This window comes from Pseudomonas citri, assembly GCF_025336485.1.
GTDB lineage: Bacteria > Pseudomonadota > Gammaproteobacteria > Pseudomonadales > Pseudomonadaceae > Aquipseudomonas > Aquipseudomonas citri.
In genome coordinates this window covers 167,908-186,585 of sequence record NZ_JAODAB010000008.1, presented here as the reverse complement: position 1 = coordinate 186,585, position 18,678 = coordinate 167,908, and the positions used below count along the sequence as shown (strand labels likewise).

At 62.5% G+C, this 18,678-nt stretch carries 18 protein-coding genes; 11 read left to right on the top strand and 7 right to left on the bottom strand.

The window, feature by feature from the left end:
* The first annotated feature begins 318 nt into the window (after nt 1-318).
* Both N4Q37_RS12185 and N4Q37_RS12180 read left to right on the top strand, forming a co-directional pair.
* Nucleotides 319-798, top strand: a complete 480-nt coding sequence (locus tag N4Q37_RS12185; RefSeq protein ID WP_144929880.1) for an Lrp/AsnC family transcriptional regulator — start codon at nt 319-321, stop codon at nt 796-798.
* A gap of 155 nt (nt 799-953) precedes the next feature.
* The gene (locus tag N4Q37_RS12180) at nt 954-1,163 is read left to right on the top strand and encodes a DUF2788 domain-containing protein (RefSeq protein ID WP_007937369.1); all 210 of its coding nucleotides are present in this window, start codon (nt 954-956) and stop codon (nt 1,161-1,163) included.
* On the opposite strand, the gene N4Q37_RS12175 is transcribed toward N4Q37_RS12180, so the two are convergent.
* From N4Q37_RS12175 to N4Q37_RS12160, 4 genes are all read right to left on the bottom strand, one after another.
* On the bottom strand, nt 1,158-1,724 hold the full coding sequence (locus tag N4Q37_RS12175) for a pseudouridine synthase (protein ID WP_260958292.1): 567 nt from the start codon (nt 1,722-1,724) through the stop codon (nt 1,158-1,160). The two genes, N4Q37_RS12180 and N4Q37_RS12175, sit on opposite strands and share 6 nt — an antisense overlap.
* A 139-nt stretch (nt 1,725-1,863) precedes the next feature.
* Nucleotides 1,864-3,363, bottom strand: a complete 1,500-nt coding sequence (gene amn / locus N4Q37_RS12170; protein ID WP_260958246.1) for an AMP nucleosidase — start codon at nt 3,361-3,363, stop codon at nt 1,864-1,866.
* Nucleotides 3,364-3,479: 116 nt separating this feature from the next.
* Nucleotides 3,480-5,129, bottom strand: a complete 1,650-nt coding sequence (locus N4Q37_RS12165; RefSeq protein ID WP_260958245.1) for an acyl-CoA dehydrogenase family protein — start codon at nt 5,127-5,129, stop codon at nt 3,480-3,482.
* Between the two features lie 74 nt (nt 5,130-5,203).
* The gene (locus tag N4Q37_RS12160; RefSeq protein WP_260958244.1) at nt 5,204-7,585 is read right to left on the bottom strand and encodes a hybrid sensor histidine kinase/response regulator; all 2,382 of its coding nucleotides are present in this window, start codon (nt 7,583-7,585) and stop codon (nt 5,204-5,206) included.
* Between the two features lie 315 nt (nt 7,586-7,900).
* On the opposite strand from N4Q37_RS12160, the gene N4Q37_RS12155 reads away from it, so the two are divergent.
* From N4Q37_RS12155 to N4Q37_RS12140, 4 genes are all read left to right on the top strand, one after another.
* Nucleotides 7,901-8,698 carry a hydroxymethylpyrimidine/phosphomethylpyrimidine kinase gene (locus N4Q37_RS12155; protein WP_260958243.1) on the top strand — a complete coding sequence of 266 codons (798 nt, stop codon included), beginning with the start codon at nt 7,901-7,903 and terminating at the stop codon, nt 8,696-8,698.
* Between the two features lie 32 nt (nt 8,699-8,730).
* Entirely contained in the window at nt 8,731-9,357 is a 627-nt protein-coding gene (gene thiE / locus N4Q37_RS12150; RefSeq protein ID WP_260958242.1) for a thiamine phosphate synthase, read from the top strand.
* Between the two features lie 28 nt (nt 9,358-9,385).
* A complete protein-coding gene (gene hemL / locus N4Q37_RS12145) occupies nt 9,386-10,669 on the top strand; it encodes a glutamate-1-semialdehyde 2,1-aminomutase (protein ID WP_260958241.1) in 1,284 nt (427 codons plus the stop codon).
* Between the two features lie 217 nt (nt 10,670-10,886).
* Nucleotides 10,887-11,441 (top strand): tetratricopeptide repeat protein, encoded by a 555-nt coding sequence (locus tag N4Q37_RS12140; RefSeq protein WP_260958240.1) that lies wholly within the window; start codon nt 10,887-10,889, stop codon nt 11,439-11,441.
* 59 nt (nt 11,442-11,500) lie between these two features.
* Here N4Q37_RS12140 and N4Q37_RS12135 read toward each other — a convergent pair whose 3' ends face one another.
* Nucleotides 11,501-11,830 (bottom strand): DUF1820 family protein, encoded by a 330-nt coding sequence (locus N4Q37_RS12135; protein ID WP_260958239.1) that lies wholly within the window; start codon nt 11,828-11,830, stop codon nt 11,501-11,503.
* Nucleotides 11,831-11,962: 132 nt separating this feature from the next.
* Between N4Q37_RS12135 and miaB the strand changes: the two genes are divergently transcribed.
* The 5 genes from miaB (at nt 11,963) to lnt (ending at nt 17,385) form a co-directional block, all read left to right on the top strand.
* Entirely contained in the window at nt 11,963-13,291 is a 1,329-nt protein-coding gene (gene miaB, locus N4Q37_RS12130) for a tRNA (N6-isopentenyl adenosine(37)-C2)-methylthiotransferase MiaB (protein WP_260958238.1), read from the top strand.
* Nucleotides 13,292-13,492: 201 nt separating this feature from the next.
* A complete protein-coding gene (locus N4Q37_RS12125; RefSeq protein WP_260958237.1) occupies nt 13,493-14,503 on the top strand; it encodes a PhoH family protein in 1,011 nt (336 codons plus the stop codon).
* A complete protein-coding gene (ybeY, locus tag N4Q37_RS12120) occupies nt 14,496-14,954 on the top strand; it encodes an rRNA maturation RNase YbeY (RefSeq protein WP_260958236.1) in 459 nt (152 codons plus the stop codon). The genes N4Q37_RS12125 and ybeY overlap by 8 nt, the downstream gene beginning before the upstream one ends.
* Nucleotides 14,955-14,994: 40 nt before the next feature.
* Complete coding sequence (locus N4Q37_RS12115) at nt 14,995-15,834, top strand: HlyC/CorC family transporter (protein WP_260958234.1); 840 nt, start codon at nt 14,995-14,997, stop codon at nt 15,832-15,834.
* A 27-nt stretch (nt 15,835-15,861) separates the two neighbouring features.
* Entirely contained in the window at nt 15,862-17,385 is a 1,524-nt protein-coding gene (lnt, locus tag N4Q37_RS12110; protein ID WP_260958231.1) for an apolipoprotein N-acyltransferase, read from the top strand.
* Nucleotides 17,386-17,474: 89 nt separating this feature from the next.
* Here lnt and N4Q37_RS12105 read toward each other — a convergent pair whose 3' ends face one another.
* Entirely contained in the window at nt 17,475-18,236 is a 762-nt protein-coding gene (locus tag N4Q37_RS12105; RefSeq protein WP_260958229.1) for a YdcF family protein, read from the bottom strand.
* 103 nt (nt 18,237-18,339) lie between these two features.
* Nucleotides 18,340-18,660: a hypothetical protein gene (locus N4Q37_RS12100; RefSeq protein WP_260958227.1), complete on the bottom strand. Its 321-nt coding sequence runs from the start codon at nt 18,658-18,660 to the stop codon at nt 18,340-18,342.
* Nucleotides 18,661-18,678: the final 18 nt, after the last annotated feature.

Genomic DNA, 18,678 nt, shown 5'->3' with positions numbered 1-18,678 from the left:
ATTAAAAAAGGGAGACCCGTCGGCCTCCCTTTGAAAAATCTAGTCCGTGCTCGACGCTTTTGACGCCGGCTCACCTCACACGGTCTTCTGGACGGTGTGCAGCTCGGGGGCCTGCCAGTACCGGTGGGTACTGCGGCCGCAGCCGGCCGGATTGGGCGGGCTGCACTGGACTGTTTGTCCGAGCAGTGATCTTGGTGGTAAGCATAGGCCTGGAGCAGCGACAGATGATTGCGAAGATTGCTTGAATAAACACCACTTGCGCAATTTTTAACCCCGGATAGATAATCCGTCGCAATTATCAAGATAAAGGCCCGTTCAATGAGCAAACTCGACCGTTACGACCTGAGCATTCTGGCGGAATTGCAGCGCGACGCGCGCATCTCCAACCAGGAACTGGCCGAGCGCATTGGCCTGTCACCCTCCCCCTGTTCGCGACGGGTCAAGCAACTGGAGGATGACGGCTACATCACCCGCCAGGTCGCCCTGCTCGACCGCAAAATGCTCGGCCTGAGCCTGACGGCCTATGTGCTGATCGGCATGGACCGCCACACCCCCGAGCGCTTCGAGAATTTCGAAGCCGCCATCCGCAACCTGCCGCAAGTGCTGGAATGCAGCCTGGTGACCGGCATGGACGCCGACTACCAGCTCAAGGTCGTGGTGCCCGACATGGACCATTACCAGAAACTGCTGCTGGGGCACCTGACCCGGATCGACGGCGTCACCAGCGTGCGGTCCAGCTTTGTGTTGAATCAGGTACTCAGCAGCACCGAACTGCCGTTGACGCATCTGCGCAACTGACCGCTGTTGTGGCGATGGAGCTTGCTCCCTCGCCACAACGCGTCAGTCCAGGCGATGAATAGCTGCGACACACCGCCGCAGGCCAATCCCTCCCCCGCGCGCCATGCCGTATACTCGCCCCGCCTTTGCAACCCCGCCCACGCCGGAGTGTCCTGATGGATCCTGCTGTTTTCGAAGAGTGGATGATGACCGGCCTGGTCAGCATCCTGATCATTTTCATGGGTTTTATCGTCTGGGACCTGGCGAAGAAATCCAAGGCCGGGCGTTTCGGCTCGTTCATCCTGTTTTTCGTGCTGGGCCTCGGCGTGGCCGCGTTCGTGATCAAGAGCGTGGTGATCGGCCTGATCGAATCCGGGACGTTATAAGCGCGCCGGCACTTCTTTCCACTGGCCCTGATCGAGCCCATCGATCGTCCAATCGCCGATCCTGACCCGTACCAGACGCAGTGTCGGCAGGCCCACGGCGGCGGTCATGCGCCGCACCTGGCGGTTGCGCCCTTCGCGTATCACCAGTTCCAGCCAGCTCGTGGGCACGCTCTTGCGAAAACGCACCGGCGGATTGCGCGGCCACAATTGCGGTTCCTCCAGTTCGCGCGCCTCGGCCGGCAAGGTCATGCCGTCGTTCAACTCCACGCCCTCTCGCAAACGCTGCAATTGTTCGGCGCTCGGCTCCCCCTCCACCTGCACCCAGTAGGTCTTGGCCAACTTGTGCCTGGGATCGGCGATGCGCGCCTGCAATTGCCCATCGTTGGTCAGCAACAGCAGCCCTTCGCTGTCACGATCCAGCCGTCCGGCCGGGTAGATGCCGGGCACGTCGATGAAATCCTTGAGCGTCGCCCGCCCTTCGCCGTCGCTGAACTGCGTCAGCACATCGAAGGGTTTATTGAACAGGATGAGCCTGGGCTCGGCCGGCGGCGCCTTGGCCACACGGCGCGGACCAGGGACGTGCGGCTTCGCACCGGGACGGCGGGAAGCGGGACGCGGGGGACGGGACATGGCGAATACAACATCTAACGGTCAGGGCCGACCATGCTAGTGGCCCGACCGTTAAATAACCACCCTCCGATCAGCGGAACGGTGGTTCGTCGAAACTGCGCAACTTGCGTGAGTGCAGGGAGTTGAGCTCGGTGCGCAACAGGTCCAACGCCGCGATACCGATCTTCAGGTGTTGGTTGACCGCCCGCTCATAGAACGCGTTCGCCGAACCCGGCAGCTTGATTTCACTGTGCAGCGGCTTGTCCGACACACAGAGCAACGTGCCATACGGCACTCGCAGGCGATAACCCTGGGCAGCGATGGTGCCGCTTTCCATGTCCACCGCCACGGCGCGGGACAGGTTGATCAACGGGCGCTCCTGGGCCCAGCGCAATTCCCAGTTACGGTCGTCGTAGGTCAGCACGGTGCCGGTGCGCAGGCGTTTCTTCAACTCCTCGCCCTTTTCGCCGGTGACGTTCGCGGCGGCCTGCTGGAGCGCCAACTGCACTTCGGCCAGAGCCGGGATCGGAATGTTCGGCGGCACCACGCGGTCGAGAATGCCATCGCGGCGCATGTAGGCGTGGGCCAGCACGTAGTCGCCGATGGTCTGTGACTGCCGCAGCCCGCCGCAGTGTCCGATCATCAGCCAGCAGTGCGGGCGCAGCACCGCCAGGTGGTCGGTGATGTTCTTGGCGTTGGACGGGCCGACGCCGATGTTCACCAGGGTCACGCCATGGCCATCGCTGGCCTGCAGGTGATAGGCCGGCATCTGATAGCGGTGCCAGACCACGCCCGCGGCAATGGCCGACGCTTCGTCGTGGCTCATGCTCTTGTCGATGATCACGTTGCCCGGCAAGACCATGCGCACGAAACGCGGATCACTGCGCAACTGCTCCAGGCCATGGACGATGAACTGGTCCACATAGCGGTGATAGTTGGTCAGCAGGATCCACGGTTGCACATGGCGCCAATCGCTGCCGGTGTAGTGCACCAGCCGGCGCAGGGAGAAATCCACCCGGGCGGCGTCGAACAGCGCCAGGGGCAGCGGGTCGGTGTTTTCCCAGTCGTAGAGACCATCGGCGATGCCATCGGTGGCGGCCGACAGGTCGGTGCTGGGGAACACCCGCGCCAACACCGCAGCGGTCACGCCGGAACCGGCCAGTTCATCACCTTGCTCCACCACGTACGGATACGGGATGTTCTGCTCGCTGACGCCCACTTCCACGGTGACGGTAAAGTCGTGCATCAGCGGGGTCAGTTGTTCCAGCAAGTACTTACGGAACGCGGCAGGATGGGTCACGGTGACGCTGTAGGTGCCCGGCAACTGGACCTTGGCGTAGGCACGGGTGGTCTGCGGAACTTCGCCATGGCAGTGATAGGTCAGGCGCAGGGCGGGGTAGCGAAACAATGCACGTTGCTCGGCGTCCGGCTCGATGCGGTCCTTGAGATAACGCATGAGCGCCTGGTTCAGCGCAGTGGTCGCACGCTCATGCAGGGCCGCCAGCCGATCCACGGCTTGTTCGGCGGTTTGAACGACAATAAACGCTTCGGTCACGATCAGCTTCCTGTGTTCTGGCTTGCAGGCCTTCATCTTGCCTGTATCGTCGTCCGACGGGAACAGTGGCGTATTGACCAAACCCTGACAGGGCCTTCTGAGGGAGCGAGCGGGCTCGCTCCCTCAGAAGGCCGGTGCCAGACGCCAACTTCTCAAAACCCTCGTGGGGTCGAGCGGGCCACGATGGCTTCGACATTCAAGCCACGGGGCAAGGTGCCGTATGCACGGCCTGCGGCGCCCAGGCGGCTGGCGATGAACCCATCGCTGACGTCGCTGTTCCCCGCTTCGAGCAGCAGCCTGGCTTGCAGGCCGACGGCGATGTCTTCGGTCAGTTGCCGGGCGCGGTACTGGATGTCGGCGGTGTCCTTGAGCGCGGCGTGCAATTGATTGATGTGACCCGCCAGGCGTTTGTCGCCGTGACCGTCGCCCAGCTCGCTGAACAGCACTTCGAGCACCCCCGCCTCCTTGGACAGGGCCCGCAACACGTCGAGACATTGCACGTTGCCGGAACCCTCCCATGTCGAGTTGACCGGCGCCTCGCGGTACAGCCGTGGCAGGATGCTGTCTTCGACGTAGCCGGCGCCCCCCATGCATTCGGCGGCTTCGTTGATCATCCCGGGGGCGCGCTTGCAGATCCAGTATTTGCCCACCGCCGTCACCAGGCGGGCGAACCGGGCCTCGTGCTCATCGCTCAAGTGATCCAGCGCCCGGCCCATGCGCAGGCTCAGGGCCAGGGCGGCCTCGCTTTCCAGGGCCAGGTCGGCCAGCACGTTTTGCATCAGCGGTTGTTGGTTCAACAATTTGCCGCTGACCATTCGGTGCGCACAGTGATGGCTGGCCTGGGTCAGTGCCTGGCGCATCAGGGCGCTGGAACCGACCATGCAATCGAAACGGGTCATGGCGACCATCTCGATGATCGTCGGCACGCCTCGGCCTTCTTCACCGATCATCCAGGCCAGGGCGCCGCGGAACTCGACTTCGCTGGAGGCGTTGGACCAGTTACCCAACTTGTCCTTCAAGCGCTGGATGTAGAACTGATTGCGGGTGTCGTCCGGACGATGGCGCGGCAGCAGGAAACAGCTCAGGCCCTTGTCGGTCTGGGCCAGGGTGAGGAAGGCGTCGCACATCGGCGCCGAGCAGAACCACTTGTGTCCCACCAGTTCATAGGCCTGGCCCGGGCCGCTGGCGCCCACCGGGTAAGCCTTGGTGGTGTTGGCCCGCACATCGGTGCCGCCCTGTTTTTCGGTCATCGCCATGCCCAGGGTGACACCGGCCTTGTGGGCCATGCCGACATTGCGCGGGTCGTACTCGGTGGCGAGCACTTTCGGCAACCAGCGCTCGGCCAGGTCTGGCTGCAAGCGCAACGCCGGTACGCTGGCGAACGTCATGGTCAGCGGACAGCCGCTGCCGGCTTCGGCCTGGCTGTGCAGGTACGTCATCGAGGCCCGGGCGACATGGGCACCGGGTTGCGGATGCGCCCAGGGCAGGCTGGGCAAGCCATGCTCGACGGCCGTGCGCATCAACTGATGATAGGCTGGATGGAATTCCACCAGGTCAATGCGATGGCCGTAGCGGTCGTGGCTGGAAAATACCGGCTTGTTCCGGTTCGCCAGGAACCCCGCTTCCATCAGCGGCCCACCGGCCAGCGCACCGTATGCATCGATCCGCGCCAGGGCCCAGCCCGCCCCGAAACGCTGCGACCACTGCTGCAGCGGCAGGTCGATGCGGTACAGGTTGACGCCATCCAGGGACGGCGGCTGGTTGGTGACGTCGTGGGTTTCGGCGAACTGGTGCAGGTTCATGACGGGGCTCCTCGGTCGGCCAGCAGAGATTCAGTTAAGCACCGCCTCCAGGCCGAACAAAGTGTCATACCCGCCTAAATACCGGCGCTTTCACCCTGCCTGGGACACAGCACCCGCCGTTGCAGAATCGCCTGCAACGCCTCGAACTTGACCGGCTTGCCCAAGTATTCGATCAACGCACCCGACGGACCATGCTGATGCGCCAGGTTCGGACCGAACACCACGACCGGCAACTTTTCATAGCCGGACAGCGCGTGGATCTGACAGCAGACCGAGACGCCGTCCAGCGATACCTGGCAATCGAGCAGCACTACGTCAAAGCGCTCGTCCTGCAACAAATCCAGTGCTGCGCGGCCACTGTCGGCGGTGCGCACCCGGTAACCCAGCTTGAGCAACATACCGCGCATCACCAGCTGATCGATCGCATCGCCATCGGCCAACAGCACCGTGCAATCCTCGGGCTGCCGCGAGCCCGGGCGCGGGTTGCAGGAAAACGCCGAAGGCGCTTGCGCCGACAGCGCAACATCAAATTCGACATCCAGCTGAAAACGGCTGCCACGGCCGGGCTCGGAGGTATGGGTCAGGCGCCCGCCCAGCAGTTCCACCAGTTGCCGACAGATCGCCAGGCCCACACCGAGACCACCGTATTCGCGGGTCATCGAACCGTCGAGCTGGAAGAAGTGCTGATACAAGGTCGCCTCCCCCAGATCCGTGAAACCGATGCCGGTGTCGATCACCGCGAACGACAAGGCCAACCGATCGAGCTCCGTCGGCCTGCCACTGACTCGCAACGCGAGGCCGCCGACCCGGGTGAACTTAATGGCGTTATCCAGAAGGCACTCCAGGCATTGGGCCAGTTTGCCACTGTCTCCAAGCAACCGATCCGCCAGGCCTGGGGCGATGTCCACCTTGAAATCCAGCCCCTTGGCCGCCGCATTGGCGGCAAACTGCACCTGCAACCCATCGATCACCCCGCGCAGGCTGAAGGGCGCCTGGTAGACCTTGAGCTTGCCGGCCTGCAACTCGGTGAGGGTAAGGATGCCATTGACCATGCGCATCATGTCCCGTGCCGAACCGGCAGCGGTCCGCTGATACTGGGTCAGTTCCTCGTCCAGCTCGACGGTTTCCATCAGTTCCAGCGAGCCGATCACGCCATTCATCGGCGTACGCAACTCGTGGGTCAGGGTGGCGAGAAATTCATCCTTGAGCTTGTTGCCGTGGGCCAGCTGCTGGTTGAGCATTTCCAGCTTCTGCCCGGCGTCGAACAGGGTCTGGGCCTGCTGTTCGCGCATGGCATTGATGCGGTCGGCCAGGGCCAAGGACAACAACGCGACCTCGAGGGCCGAGCCAATCTGGCTGGCGTACATGGTCAAGAACACGTTCGGCAGATAACCGAGCACCATCAGCGTATTGACGACGCCCCCCAGCAAGAACGCCGACCAGGCAATGATGAAATAACGCGCCACCCGCAAGCCGCGCCACCAGGCCAACAGCCCCGCGGCAAAAATCACCACCGAGAAGACCAGTGCCAACACCGTCGCCAGGCGCAACGCCAAGGCATAGCTGGTCATCAGCGACAGACCCACCACCGTCGCGCTGTAGGCGATCAAGGCCAGCAGCAGGCGGTCGAGCCAACGGCTGTGCTGGGCGGTTTGCAGGAAGCGGCAGGCAAACTGGCTGCCGAACAGGCCCGCGCAGCCGATGAAGAACGGCGTCGCGGCGTTGGCCCACCAAGGGTTGTCCGGCCAGAAATACTCCACCGCCGCGCCATTGACCGATAACTGATACAGGCCGAACGAGGCAATGTAGAAGATGTAATAGAGGTAGCTGGTGTCGCGCACGCTCAGGTAAATGAACAAGTTGTAGACCAGCATCCCCAGCAGCACGCCATAGATGATCCCCAGCATATACAGGCGCAACGGCTGTTGCTCCAGATAAGCGGTGCTGGACCACAGCGTCAGCGGCGCCTGGATAGAGCCCTGGCTCTGCAATCGCAGGTACAGGGTCTGGCGTTGGTCTGGTTTGAAATCCAGGCTGAACAGGTAGTTGTTCTGGCGAATCTCGCGGCTGGCGAACGGCAACGCGTCCCCGGTCTGGCGAACCAGGCGATAGGCGCCTGCGGCGTCAGGCTGGTACAGGTCGAGATGGTCCAACGGCGGATACGCCAGCTCCAGTAGCCAGGTGCGCTGGGCATCCGGATTGCCGGGGCGGTAATGCAAATCGATTTTCAGCCAGAACACCGATCGCGAGTAACCGGCGTTCAGCGTGGCTTTGTCATGGGGCTTGAAGGCAGGGGTCGTCGACAGGGCCAGGATGTCGTCGAGGGTGGCCGTGCCGCTTGCATCTTCGAACACTTGCAAGGCATGGCCCAAGGGCAGGCTTTGGGTGAACTCATCGAACTCGAGGGCGCCCGCCAAGGGCGACAAACACATCAACAACATCAGCAAATAACGCATTTTAGCCCCAGCGCGGCTTGTCCGGTTGAATCAGGAAGCCCCCCATTCCCTGAGTAGACGTAACACCGGCATGACCTGTTATTGGTTGGATCCATCCCTAGCATAGCCGTTGATGGCCAATTTGCACCATTGAATTTTTTCCTACAAAAGGCTCTAGAACGGGCATTTCAGAGCAAACCATTGAGCTAGAGCTGTTGCTTCGGTCAGGTTACGTTCCTCTGATACCCAGCTCACCAGTGAATCCCGTCATCGCATGAATTTCCCCCATCAGAGGTACGCGCCGATCAAAGGCGTTTGGTGGTAAGCTCGCGCACCATGAATACCTACAGCTCTCGCCCCGTTGTTCTCTGCCTCTCCGGCCACGATCCCAGTGGCGGCGCCGGTTTGCAGGCCGATATCGAAGCCCTGCTCGCCCAGGGCTGCCATGCTGCCCCGGCCGTGACCGCCTTGACCGTGCAAGACACGGTCAACGTCAGCGATTTCCGCGTACTCGATCGGGAATGGGTCCTGGCCCAAGCCAATGCGGTGTTGAACGACGCCCAGGTCGCGGCAGTCAAGCTGGGGATGCTCGGCTCGCTGGAAATGGTCGACACGGTGGTCGAGCTGCTCCAGGCGCACCCGCACCTGCCCATGGTCTGCGACCCGGTGCTGCGCGCGGGCGGTGGTGGACGCCTGGGCAAGGATGAAGTCGGCTACGCCATGCGCGAACGCTTGCTGCCCCTGGCGATCATCGCCACCCCCAACCTGCCCGAGGCACGCATTCTCGCCGAGTTGCCCGAGGGCAGCGCCGACGAATGCGCTGAAAAACTGCTGCCCTTCGTCAAGCACCTGCTGATCACCGGTGGCCATGGCGATGAGCATGAAGTCCACAATCGGCTGTACAGCCGCGACGGTCGCCGGGAAACGTTCACCTGCCAGCGCCTGCCCGGCAGCTACCACGGTTCCGGCTGCACCCTGGCCAGCGCATTGGCCGGTCGACTGGCCCAGGGCGAGCAACTGGCCAGCGCGGTCAAGACCGCACTGGACTACACCTGGCGAACCCTGCGCGACGCCGAGCAACTGGGCAAAGGCCAGTTCGTACCACGTCGCCTGCCGCTGGATTTCTGCTCGTAACGTTCCAATTCATTACACCGGAGGCCTGTGGCATGAAATTACGTGGCCTTTACGCCATCACCGACAGCCAGTTGCTGGCCGGCAAGTTTCTCGCCTATGTCGAAGCCGCGCTGGAGGGTGGCGTCACCCTGCTGCAATACCGCGACAAAAGCAGCGACGAGCCCCGTCGCCTGCGCGAGGCCGAAGCGCTGCGCAGCCTGTGCGAGCGCTACAAGACCCAATTGATCATCAACGACGACGCCGAACTGGCCGCGCGCCTGGGCGTCGGCGTCCACCTGGGCCAGACCGACGGCCCGCTGGCGCCCGTGCGTGCGCTGCTCGGGTCCAAGGCGATCATCGGTTCGACCTGCCATGCCAGCCTGGAACTGGCCGAACAGGCCAACGCCGAAGGCGCCAGCTACGTCGCGTTCGGCCGGTTTTTCAACTCCAACACCAAGCCCGGCGCCCCCAGTGCAAACCTTGAACTGCTCGAACAGGCACGTATCAAACTGCACATACCGGTGTGCGCCATTGGCGGCATCACCCTGGACAACGCCCCGGCGCTGGTCGCCCACGGCGTCGACCTGCTGGCCGTGGTCCATGGCCTGTTCGGCGCCGACAGCACTGCCGAAGTGACACGCCGTGCCCGTGCCTTCAACGATCTGTTGCAGATCCAGTAATCCCTTTTTCGTTTTCGAGAGCCCAACCATGTCCCGTTCCGAAACCCTGTTTGCCAACGCCCAGAAACACATCCCCGGCGGCGTGAACTCTCCTGTCCGTGCGTTCAAGAGCGTGGGCGGCACCCCGCTGTTCTTCAAGCACGCCGAAGGCGCCTACGTGACCGACGAGGACGACAAGCGCTACGTCGACTACGTCGGCTCGTGGGGCCCGATGATCCTCGGCCACAGCCATCCGGACGTGCTGGAAGCGGTGCGCAACCAGTTGCAGCACGGCCTGTCCTACGGCGCGCCAACCGCCATGGAAACCGAGATGGCCGACCTGGTCTGCTCGATCGTGCCGTCGATGGAAATGGTGCGCATGGTCAGCTCCGGCACCGAGGCGACCATGAGCGCGATCCGCCTGGCGCGGGGCTACACCGGTCGCGACAGCATCATCAAGTTCGAAGGCTGCTACCACGGTCACTCCGACAGCCTGCTGGTCAAGGCCGGCTCCGGCGCCTTGACCCAAGGCGTGCCGAGCTCGGCCGGCGTACCGGCCGCGTTCGCCAAGCACACCCTGACCCTGCCGTTCAACGACCTGGAAGCAGTCGAGAAGATGCTTGGCGAAGTCGGCCAGGAAGTGGCCTGCATCATCGTCGAGCCCGTAGCCGGCAACATGAACTGCGTACCACCGGCCCCGGGCTTTCTCGAAGGCCTGCGTAGCCTGTGCGACCAGCACGGCGTGGTGCTGATCTTCGACGAAGTGATGACCGGTTTTCGCGTGGCGCTCGGTGGCGCCCAGGCCCATTACGGCGTCACGCCGGACCTGAGCACTTTCGGCAAGATCATCGGCGGCGGCATGCCGGTCGGCTGTTTCGGCGGCAAGCGCGCCATCATGGAATGCATCGCACCGCTGGGCCCGGTCTACCAGGCTGGCACCTTGTCGGGCAACCCGCTGGCCATGGCCGCCGGTTTGACGACCCTGCGCCTGATCAGCCGCCCAGGCTTCCACGCCGAACTGACCGACTACACCACCCGCCTGCTCGACGGTTTGCAGCTTCATGCCGACGCGGCCGGTATTCCATTCGTCACCACCCAGGCCGGCGGCATGTTCGGCCTGTATTTCAGCGGCGCCGATGACATCGTCACCTTCGAAGACGTGATGGCCAGCGATGCCGACCGCTTCAAGCGCTTCTTCCACCTGATGCTCGAAGGGGGCGTGTACCTGGCGCCGAGTGCGTTCGAAGCCGGCTTCACCTCCATCGCCCACGGCGAGACCGAGCTGAAGATCACCCTCGACGCGGCCGAACGGGCCTTCGCTGCACTGAAATAAGCCTGTGGATAACTGACGCTGGCTGACACCAGCGTCAGCGATAGCTGACAACCTCCCACCCTTTTCCTACGTATTTCTCTGCAAAGCGGCTGTTGGGGCTCCTTCGCAACAGAAAAACGAGTAAAGACTTTGTAAGGATGGCCCTGCTTATTTCATAATGCGCGCTTATTGGATCCCCCGGAGGGTCCGCGCGCCCCTCAGAGGTAAGTCGATTCCCATGAACCGCACCGGCCGCACCCTTGCCCTGGGCTGCCTGTTGCTCCTTCAGCCGCTGCTCGCGAATGCGCAGGCAGGCGGCAACTCGTTGTTGATCCCGGCACTGGGCCGTTGCACGCTCAATACCCAGCCACAAGATCTCGCACCGGCACTCGACGCCTGTCGAAAAGCGGCAGATGCGGGTGATGCACAAGCACAATACGAGTTGGGTGAGTTCTACTACGAAGGCAAGGCTGCGCCGCGTGACCTCAAGCAAGCCCTCAACTATTTCGAAAAAGCCTCCTTGCAAGGCCACGCCCAGGCGCAATTCAAGCTTGGCGGCATGTTCTTCCATGGCGAAGGCGTACCGGCCAATAACGTCCAGGCCTATATCGTCCTGAAAATGGCGGCGGTCAACGGCGCCGAAGATGCCCTGGACACCGCCGACGAAGTCGCCGAACAGATGCCTCGCGACGAACTGGAAGTCGCCACCCAGGTACTGGGACAGATCTTTCGCAAATACCTGATGGAATTGCAGAACGCCGACGGGCGCACGCCTTTCTCGCCCCTGCCCTGAGGCCCCTCGTCACAAGACTGTGCCCGACCTTACAAACTGGTATTGCCCAGGGCCAAGTCTTACTTCTCAGGCATCGGCATCGGAAACGGCATGACATTGCCACCCGCACCACGGGCTTCACTGATTTTCGCCACGCCCAGGCGCTCCACCTCGTCGATGCGCACGATCGAATGCATCGGCACGAAACTGCGCACCACACCTTCGAACTGCGCCTTGAGCTTTTCTTCGCTCGGGTCGACGACCACTTGCGTGCGCTCGCCGAAGACGAACTCTTCCACCTCTAGGAAACCCCACAGATCACTCTGGTAGATCTGCTTGGCGTACATTTCGAACACCTGGCCCTGATTGAGGAAAATCACCTTGTAGATTGGAGCTTCACGTTTGGTCATGGCGGGCGAAAGGCATCGACGGCTAAAAATGAGGGCGCGGACTATAGCATAGCCACTGCTCGCACAACGGTAGGAACTACGGTACTTGTTCCCTATAATGCGCGGTTCTTTGAATCACGTGATGACCCGTCCATGGCCAAGAAGCTTTACATCGAAACCCACGGTTGCCAGATGAACGAGTACGACAGCTCGCGCATGGTCGACCTGCTGGGCGATCACCAGGCCCTGGAAGTCACCGCCCGTGCCGAAGACGCGGACGTGATCCTGCTCAACACCTGCTCGATCCGCGAGCGCGCCCAGGACCGGGTGTATTCCCAACTGGGCCGCTGGCGCGAACTGAAGCTGGCCAACCCGGAAATGGTCATCGCCGTAGGTGGCTGCGTGGCCAGCCAGGAAGGCGCCGCCATCCGAGATCGCGCACCCTACGTGGACGTGGTCTTCGGCCCGCAGACCTTGCACCGCTTGCCTGAGATGATCGACGCCGCGCGCGTCACCAAGCTGCCGCAAGTGGATGTTTCGTTCCCCGAAATCGAGAAATTCGACCACCTGCCCGAACCGCGCATCGACGGCCCAAGCGCCTACGTATCGGTCATGGAAGGTTGCAGCAAGTACTGCACCTTCTGCGTAGTGCCCTACACCCGCGGTGAAGAAGTCAGCCGGCCATTCGACGACGTGATCGCCGAGATCATCCACCTGGCGGAAAACGGCGTGCGCGAAGTGACGCTGCTGGGGCAGAACGTCAATGGCTATCGCGGCCTGACCCACGACGGGCGCCTGGCGGACCTCGCCGAACTGATCCGCGTCGTGGCGGCGGTGGATGGCATCGACCGCATTCGCTACACCACCTCGCACCCACTGGAATTCTCCGACAGCCTGATCCAGGCCCACGCCGAGGTTCCCGAGCTGGTCAAGCACCTGCATTTGCCGGTGCAATCGGGCTCCGACCGGATCCTGGCGGCGATGAAGCGCAACCACACCGCGCTGGAGTACAAATCCAAACTGCGCAAGCTGCGGGCGGCGGTGCCGGGGATCTGCATCAGCTCGGACTTTATCGTCGGTTTCCCCGGCGAAACCGAGAAAGATTTCCAGCAGACCATGAAGCTGATCGAGGACGTGGGCTTCGACTTCTCCTATTCCTTCGTCTACAGCCAGCGCCCCGGCACCCCGGCGGCCGACCTGGCGGATGACACCCCCGAGGAAGTGAAGAAGGAGCGACTCAACGCGCTGCAACATCGCCTCAACCAGCAAGGTTTCGAAATCAGCCGACAAATGGTCGGTTCCGTCCAGCGAATCCTGGTAACCGACTACTCGAAGAAAGACCCGGGCGAATTGCAGGGGCGCACCGAAAACAACCGCATCGTCAACTTCCGCTGCGACACCCCGGCCCTGATCGGCCAGTTCGCCGACGTCCACATCGACTCCGCGCAGCCGCACTCCCTGCGCGGCTCGCTCATCCAGTAACCCCGCTCCCTGTGGAAGCAGGACTTGTGGGAGCAAGGCTTGCCCGCGATACAGGCGCCTCAATTCTTGAGGAACAGAACTGCATTCATCGCGGGCAAGCCTTGCTCCCACAAGATTGCGCTGCTTAAGAGCTTTCGCACCCAGCCTACTGGCGTTATCCTTGATTTCATCTTAATTGCCCCTGGGCGGCTAAAAACGACCTTGAACGCACCCATCGAACCCCATCGTTTCATTCTCGAGCCCTTCGAGGCTCGCCGCTTCGCCAATCTGTGCGGGCAATTCGACGAGCACCTGCGCTTGATCGAAGAGCGCCTGGCCATCGAGATCCGCAACCGCGGAAACCAGTTCGAACTGATCGGCGAACCCAAGCACACCACCTCCGCGGAACACCTGCTGCGTCGTCTCTATCGGGAAACCAAGGGAAGCGAGCTGTCGCCGGACATGGTCCACCTGTTCCTGCAAGAGTCGGCCGTCGAGGAACTCGACAACCACGCACCCGCGGAACCTGCCGTGGCCCTGCGTACGAAAAAAGGCATGATCCGCCCGCGCGGCGTGAATCAGCAGCGCTACGTGAAGGAAATCCTGGCCAACGACATCAACTTCGGCATCGGCCCGGCCGGTACCGGCAAGACCTACCTGGCCGTGGCCTGCGCCGTCGATGCGCTGGAACGCGAACAGGTGCGGCGCATCCTGCTGGTGCGTCCGGCGGTCGAAGCCGGGGAAAAACTCGGCTTCCTGCCCGGCGATCTCTCCCAGAAGATCGACCCGTACCTGCGCCCACTCTATGACGCGCTGTATGAAATGCTCGGTTTCGAACACGTCGCCAAGCTGATCGAACGCCAGGTCATCGAAGTCGCGCCGCTGGCCTACATGCGTGGTCGGACCCTGAACAACAGCTTTATCATCCTCGATGAAAGCCAGAACACCACCGTTGAGCAGATGAAGATGTTCCTGACCCGGATCGGCTTCGGCTCCACCGCCGTCATCACCGGGGACATTACCCAGGTCGACTTGCCCCGTGGCACCAAGTCCGGGCTGCACCATGTGATTCAGGTGCTCAAGGAAGTGCCGGGCATCAGCTTCACGCATTTCCAACCCAAGGACGTGGTGCGCCATCCGCTGGTGCAGCGCATCGTCGAAGCCTACGAGCGCTTCGAGACCCGCGCGGCGCAAGAAGTATCCACCGGCAAAGGCAACAGCCACGATGCTTGAACTCGACCTGCAAGTGGCCAGCGAACACGCCGCCCCCAGCGAAGCCCGGTTCCGCCAATGGTGCGAACTGGCCCTGCGCCAGCGCAGCGCCGACTCAGAGCTGACGATCCGCCTGGTGGACGAGCCCGAAGGCCGCGAACTGAACCACACCTGGCGCCAGAAAGACTACGCCACCAATGTGCTGTCATTCCCCGCCGACGTGCCGGACGAACTGCTCGATATCCCGCTGCTGGGCGACCTGGTGATCTGCGTCCCGGTGGTCGAGCGCGAAGCCGCCGAACAAGGCAAGACTGCCGAGGCCCACTGGGCCCATCTGGTGATTCACGGCTGCTTGCATCTTCTGGGTTACGACCATATAGAAGACGACGAAGCCGAGGAAATGGAAGCACTGGAACGAACGTTGCTTGCAGAGTTGGGTCATCCCGACCCTTACGCCGGCGACGAACATTGATACATCAACCTGTAACGACAAAGGATTCAGAGTAATCGCTATGAGCGAAGATCGATCGAGCAACGGGCAGAAGTCATGGCTGGGCAAGCTCACCCAGGCTTTTGCCCATGAGCCGAAAAACCGCCAGGAACTCCTGGAACTGCTGCGCGACGCCCACCAGAACAAACTGCTGGACAGCGAAGCGCTGGCTATCGTCGAAGGCGCCATCCAGGTCGCCGACCTGCAAGTACGCGACATCATGGTCCCGCGCTCGCAGATGGTCAGCATCAAGGCGACCCAGACCCCACGCGAATTCCTGCCCGCCGTGGTCGACTCCGCTCACTCGCGTTACCCGGTCGTCGGCGAGAGCCATGACGACGTCATGGGTGTGCTGCTGGCCAAGGACCTGCTGCCGTTGATCCTCCAGGAGAACGGCGACAGCTTCAACATCAAGGACCTGCTGCGCCCAGCCACCTTCGTACCCGAGTCCAAGCGCCTGAACGTGCTGCTGCGTGAATTTCGCGCCAACCACAACCACATGGCCATCGTCATCGACGAATACGGCGGCGTGGCCGGCCTGGTGACCATCGAGGACGTGCTGGAGCAGATCGTTGGCGACATCGAAGACGAGCACGACGTCGAAGAAGACAGCTACATCAAGCCACTGCCTAGCGGCGACTTTTTGATCAAGGCCCTGACGCCGATCGAGAACTTCAACGAGTTCTTCGACAGTGAGTTCTCCGACGACGAGTTCGACACGGTCGGCGGCCTGGTAATGAGTGCTTTCGGACACCTGCCCAAGCGCAACGAAACCACGGAGATCGGCGCCTGGCGTTTCCGCATCCTGAATGCCGACAGCCGTCGGATTCATCTGCTACGCCTGTCTCCCATTGGCCGATAACCCCTGCAAGACCCGTTAAGGACAAACATGCGCTGGATAACCCGTCCCGGCTGGCCCGGTAACCTGCTGGCCGTGGCGGCCGGCGCCATCACCACCCTGGCCCTGGCGCCATTCAACATCTGGCCGCTGGCATTGCTGGCGGTCGGGCTGTTCTACGCCGGGCTGCGCGAGCTCTCGCCACGCCAGGCCCTGGGCCGTGGCTGGTGCTTCGGTTTTGGTCTGTTTGGCGCTGGCACCAGTTGGATCTACGTCAGCATCCACAACTTCGGCGGCGCTTCGATGTTGCTGGCCGGCTTCTTGATGTTGCTGTTCATCGCCGCCATCGCCTGGTTCTTCGCCCTGCCCGCCTGGCTCTGGGCGCGCTGGTTGCGGCGCAACGAGGCGCCATTGGCCGACGCCTTGGCCTTCGCTGCCCTGTGGCTGGGCCAGGAAGCTTTTCGCGGCTGGTTCCTTACCGGTTTCCCGTGGCTTTATTCCGGCTACAGCCAACTCGACGGCCCGCTGGCCGGCCTCGCGCCGCTGGGCGGGATGTGGCTGATCTCCTTCACCCTGGCCCTGACCGCCGCGCTGCTGTACAACGCGCGCCGCCTGCTGCTCAGCGGGCGCAAAGGCTTTATCGCCGCTGGCATCGCATTGCTGGTCGGCCCATGGGTGGCTGGCATGGCGCTCAAGGGCCATGCCTGGACCAGCCCCTCGGGCGACCCGCTGAGCGTCGCGGCGATCCAGGGCAACATCGAACAAAGCATGAAGTGGGATCCGGCGCAGCTCAACGCGCAACTGGAGCTGTACCGCGACATGAGTTTTACCTCCAAGCGCGTGGATCTGCTGATCTGGCCGGAAACCGCGGTGCCAGTGCTCAAGGAATCGGCCCAAGGCTACCTGGACATGATGGGCAGCTTCGCCGCCGATCGGCACTCAGCCCTGATTACCGGCGTGCCGGTCCGCCAACTGGTGCGCCACGAGAAGCGTTACTTCAACGGTATCACGGTGACCGGCGAAGGCGACGGCACGTACCTGAAGCAGAAACTCGTGCCGTTCGGCGAATACGTGCCGTTGCAGGACATCTTGCGCGGCCTGATCGCGTTCTTCGACCTGCCCATGTCGGATTTCGCCCGGGGCCCGGCCGACCAGCCATTGCTGCAAGCCAAGGGTTACCAGATCGCCCCATTCATCTGCTATGAAGTGGTCTATCCGGAATTCGCCGCCAGCCTCTCGGCCCGCAGCGACCTGCTGCTGACCATCAGCAACGACACCTGGTTCGGCACCTCCATCGGCCCGTTGCAACATCTGCAGATGGCCCAGATGCGCGCCCTCGAAGCCGGACGCTGGATGATCCGCGCCACCAACAACGGCGTGACCGGCCTGATCAACCCGTTCGGCCAGATCACCCAACAGATCCCGCAATTCGAACGCGGCATCCTGTACGGCGAAGTAGTGCCGATGCACGACCTGACGCCCTATCTGCAATGGCGATCGTGGCCGTTGATCATCCTGTGCGGGTTGTTGCTGGGCTGGGCGTTGATGGCGAGTCGGATAGCCAGGACCGTTTGACTGATTGCACGGTCCTGTGGCGAGGGGATTTATCCCCTCGCCACAATAGATGTCTTCCCATGGATGGGCCTCATTCGCCGCAATCATAATCAGCGATAGAACAACCAATACCCCACCAACCCTGCCGCCTCATTCATCAACTGCCCTGACTGCCAGATCGACTTGAACTCCGGCATCCAGCCACCCAACGGACGGCCATTGTCAGGCCCGAGGAAGCCCACGGGTGCAGGCACCACTTCAAACCCGGCCCGCTCGAAGCTCAAGACCGCCCGCGGCATGTGCCAGGCCTGGGTGACGACCACGACTCGCTTGATACCTTCCGGCAGCAGGATCTCGGCGCTCATCCGGGCGTTTTCCCAGGTCGTGCGGCTACGCTCCTCCAGCCAGCGCACGTTGACGCCGAAATCCTCGTCCATCGAGTCGGCCATCAGCCTGGCCTCGCTGGGCGGGGTACCGTAGTGCAAGCCGCCGGTGGCCAGCACGGGCAAGCCCGAAGCCTTGGCCAGCCGCGCCGCATATCGCTGGCGCTCAAGCCCCACACCGGTGGGCTGGTCGGCGCCCCAGGCCAGGTCACCACGCTCGCGACCGGCCCCCAACACCACGATGGCATCGGCACGCTGGGCCAAGCCTGCCCATTCACTGCGCGCCAGCGGCGGCTCACGCTCCAGCGCCTTGGCGCTCCATTGCACCACCACCGGCAGGCTCATCAACCAGAACCCGCCCAGCCCCACGCCAAAACACAGGCGAGCCAGGCGCGGCCGGGAATGGCGCCACCACCAGGCAAGCGCCAGCAGCAGCAAAAGAATGCCGGGCGGTAATAAAAGTTGTTTGATGAAATAGCGAAACGGCATCGGGCATCTCCACAGATGCCCGAAGCCTAAGTGGGTTGGCGCAAAGCGACAACAAATTCGAAAACAACTCGATTCGAAAACAGCGACACGCGTGGACCCGGCCTTACTTGAATTGCAACGACCGGCGCTTGGCCGCTTTCTTATCGGATATCCGCTCGTTGAGCCAGACCACCTTGGCCGAACGGGGCGTATCGAGACGCTCGAGTATCGGGGCCCCGCTTGTGCGGGCTCGATGCCCGACCTGCTCAAGGTAAGCCTTGACCAGTTCGAACTCTGCGGGGCTCAAGCCGCGCAGTTCCAGCTCTGCCGGACGCTCATCACGCAAACGACCGGCGGTTCTTGCGGCGTCCAAGGCCATCCCGAGGCGATCGATCAGTTTTTCATACAACTCCGGTGTAGCGACTTTTCGTTGTGATTCAACCATCCCTCACCTCATTGAAGA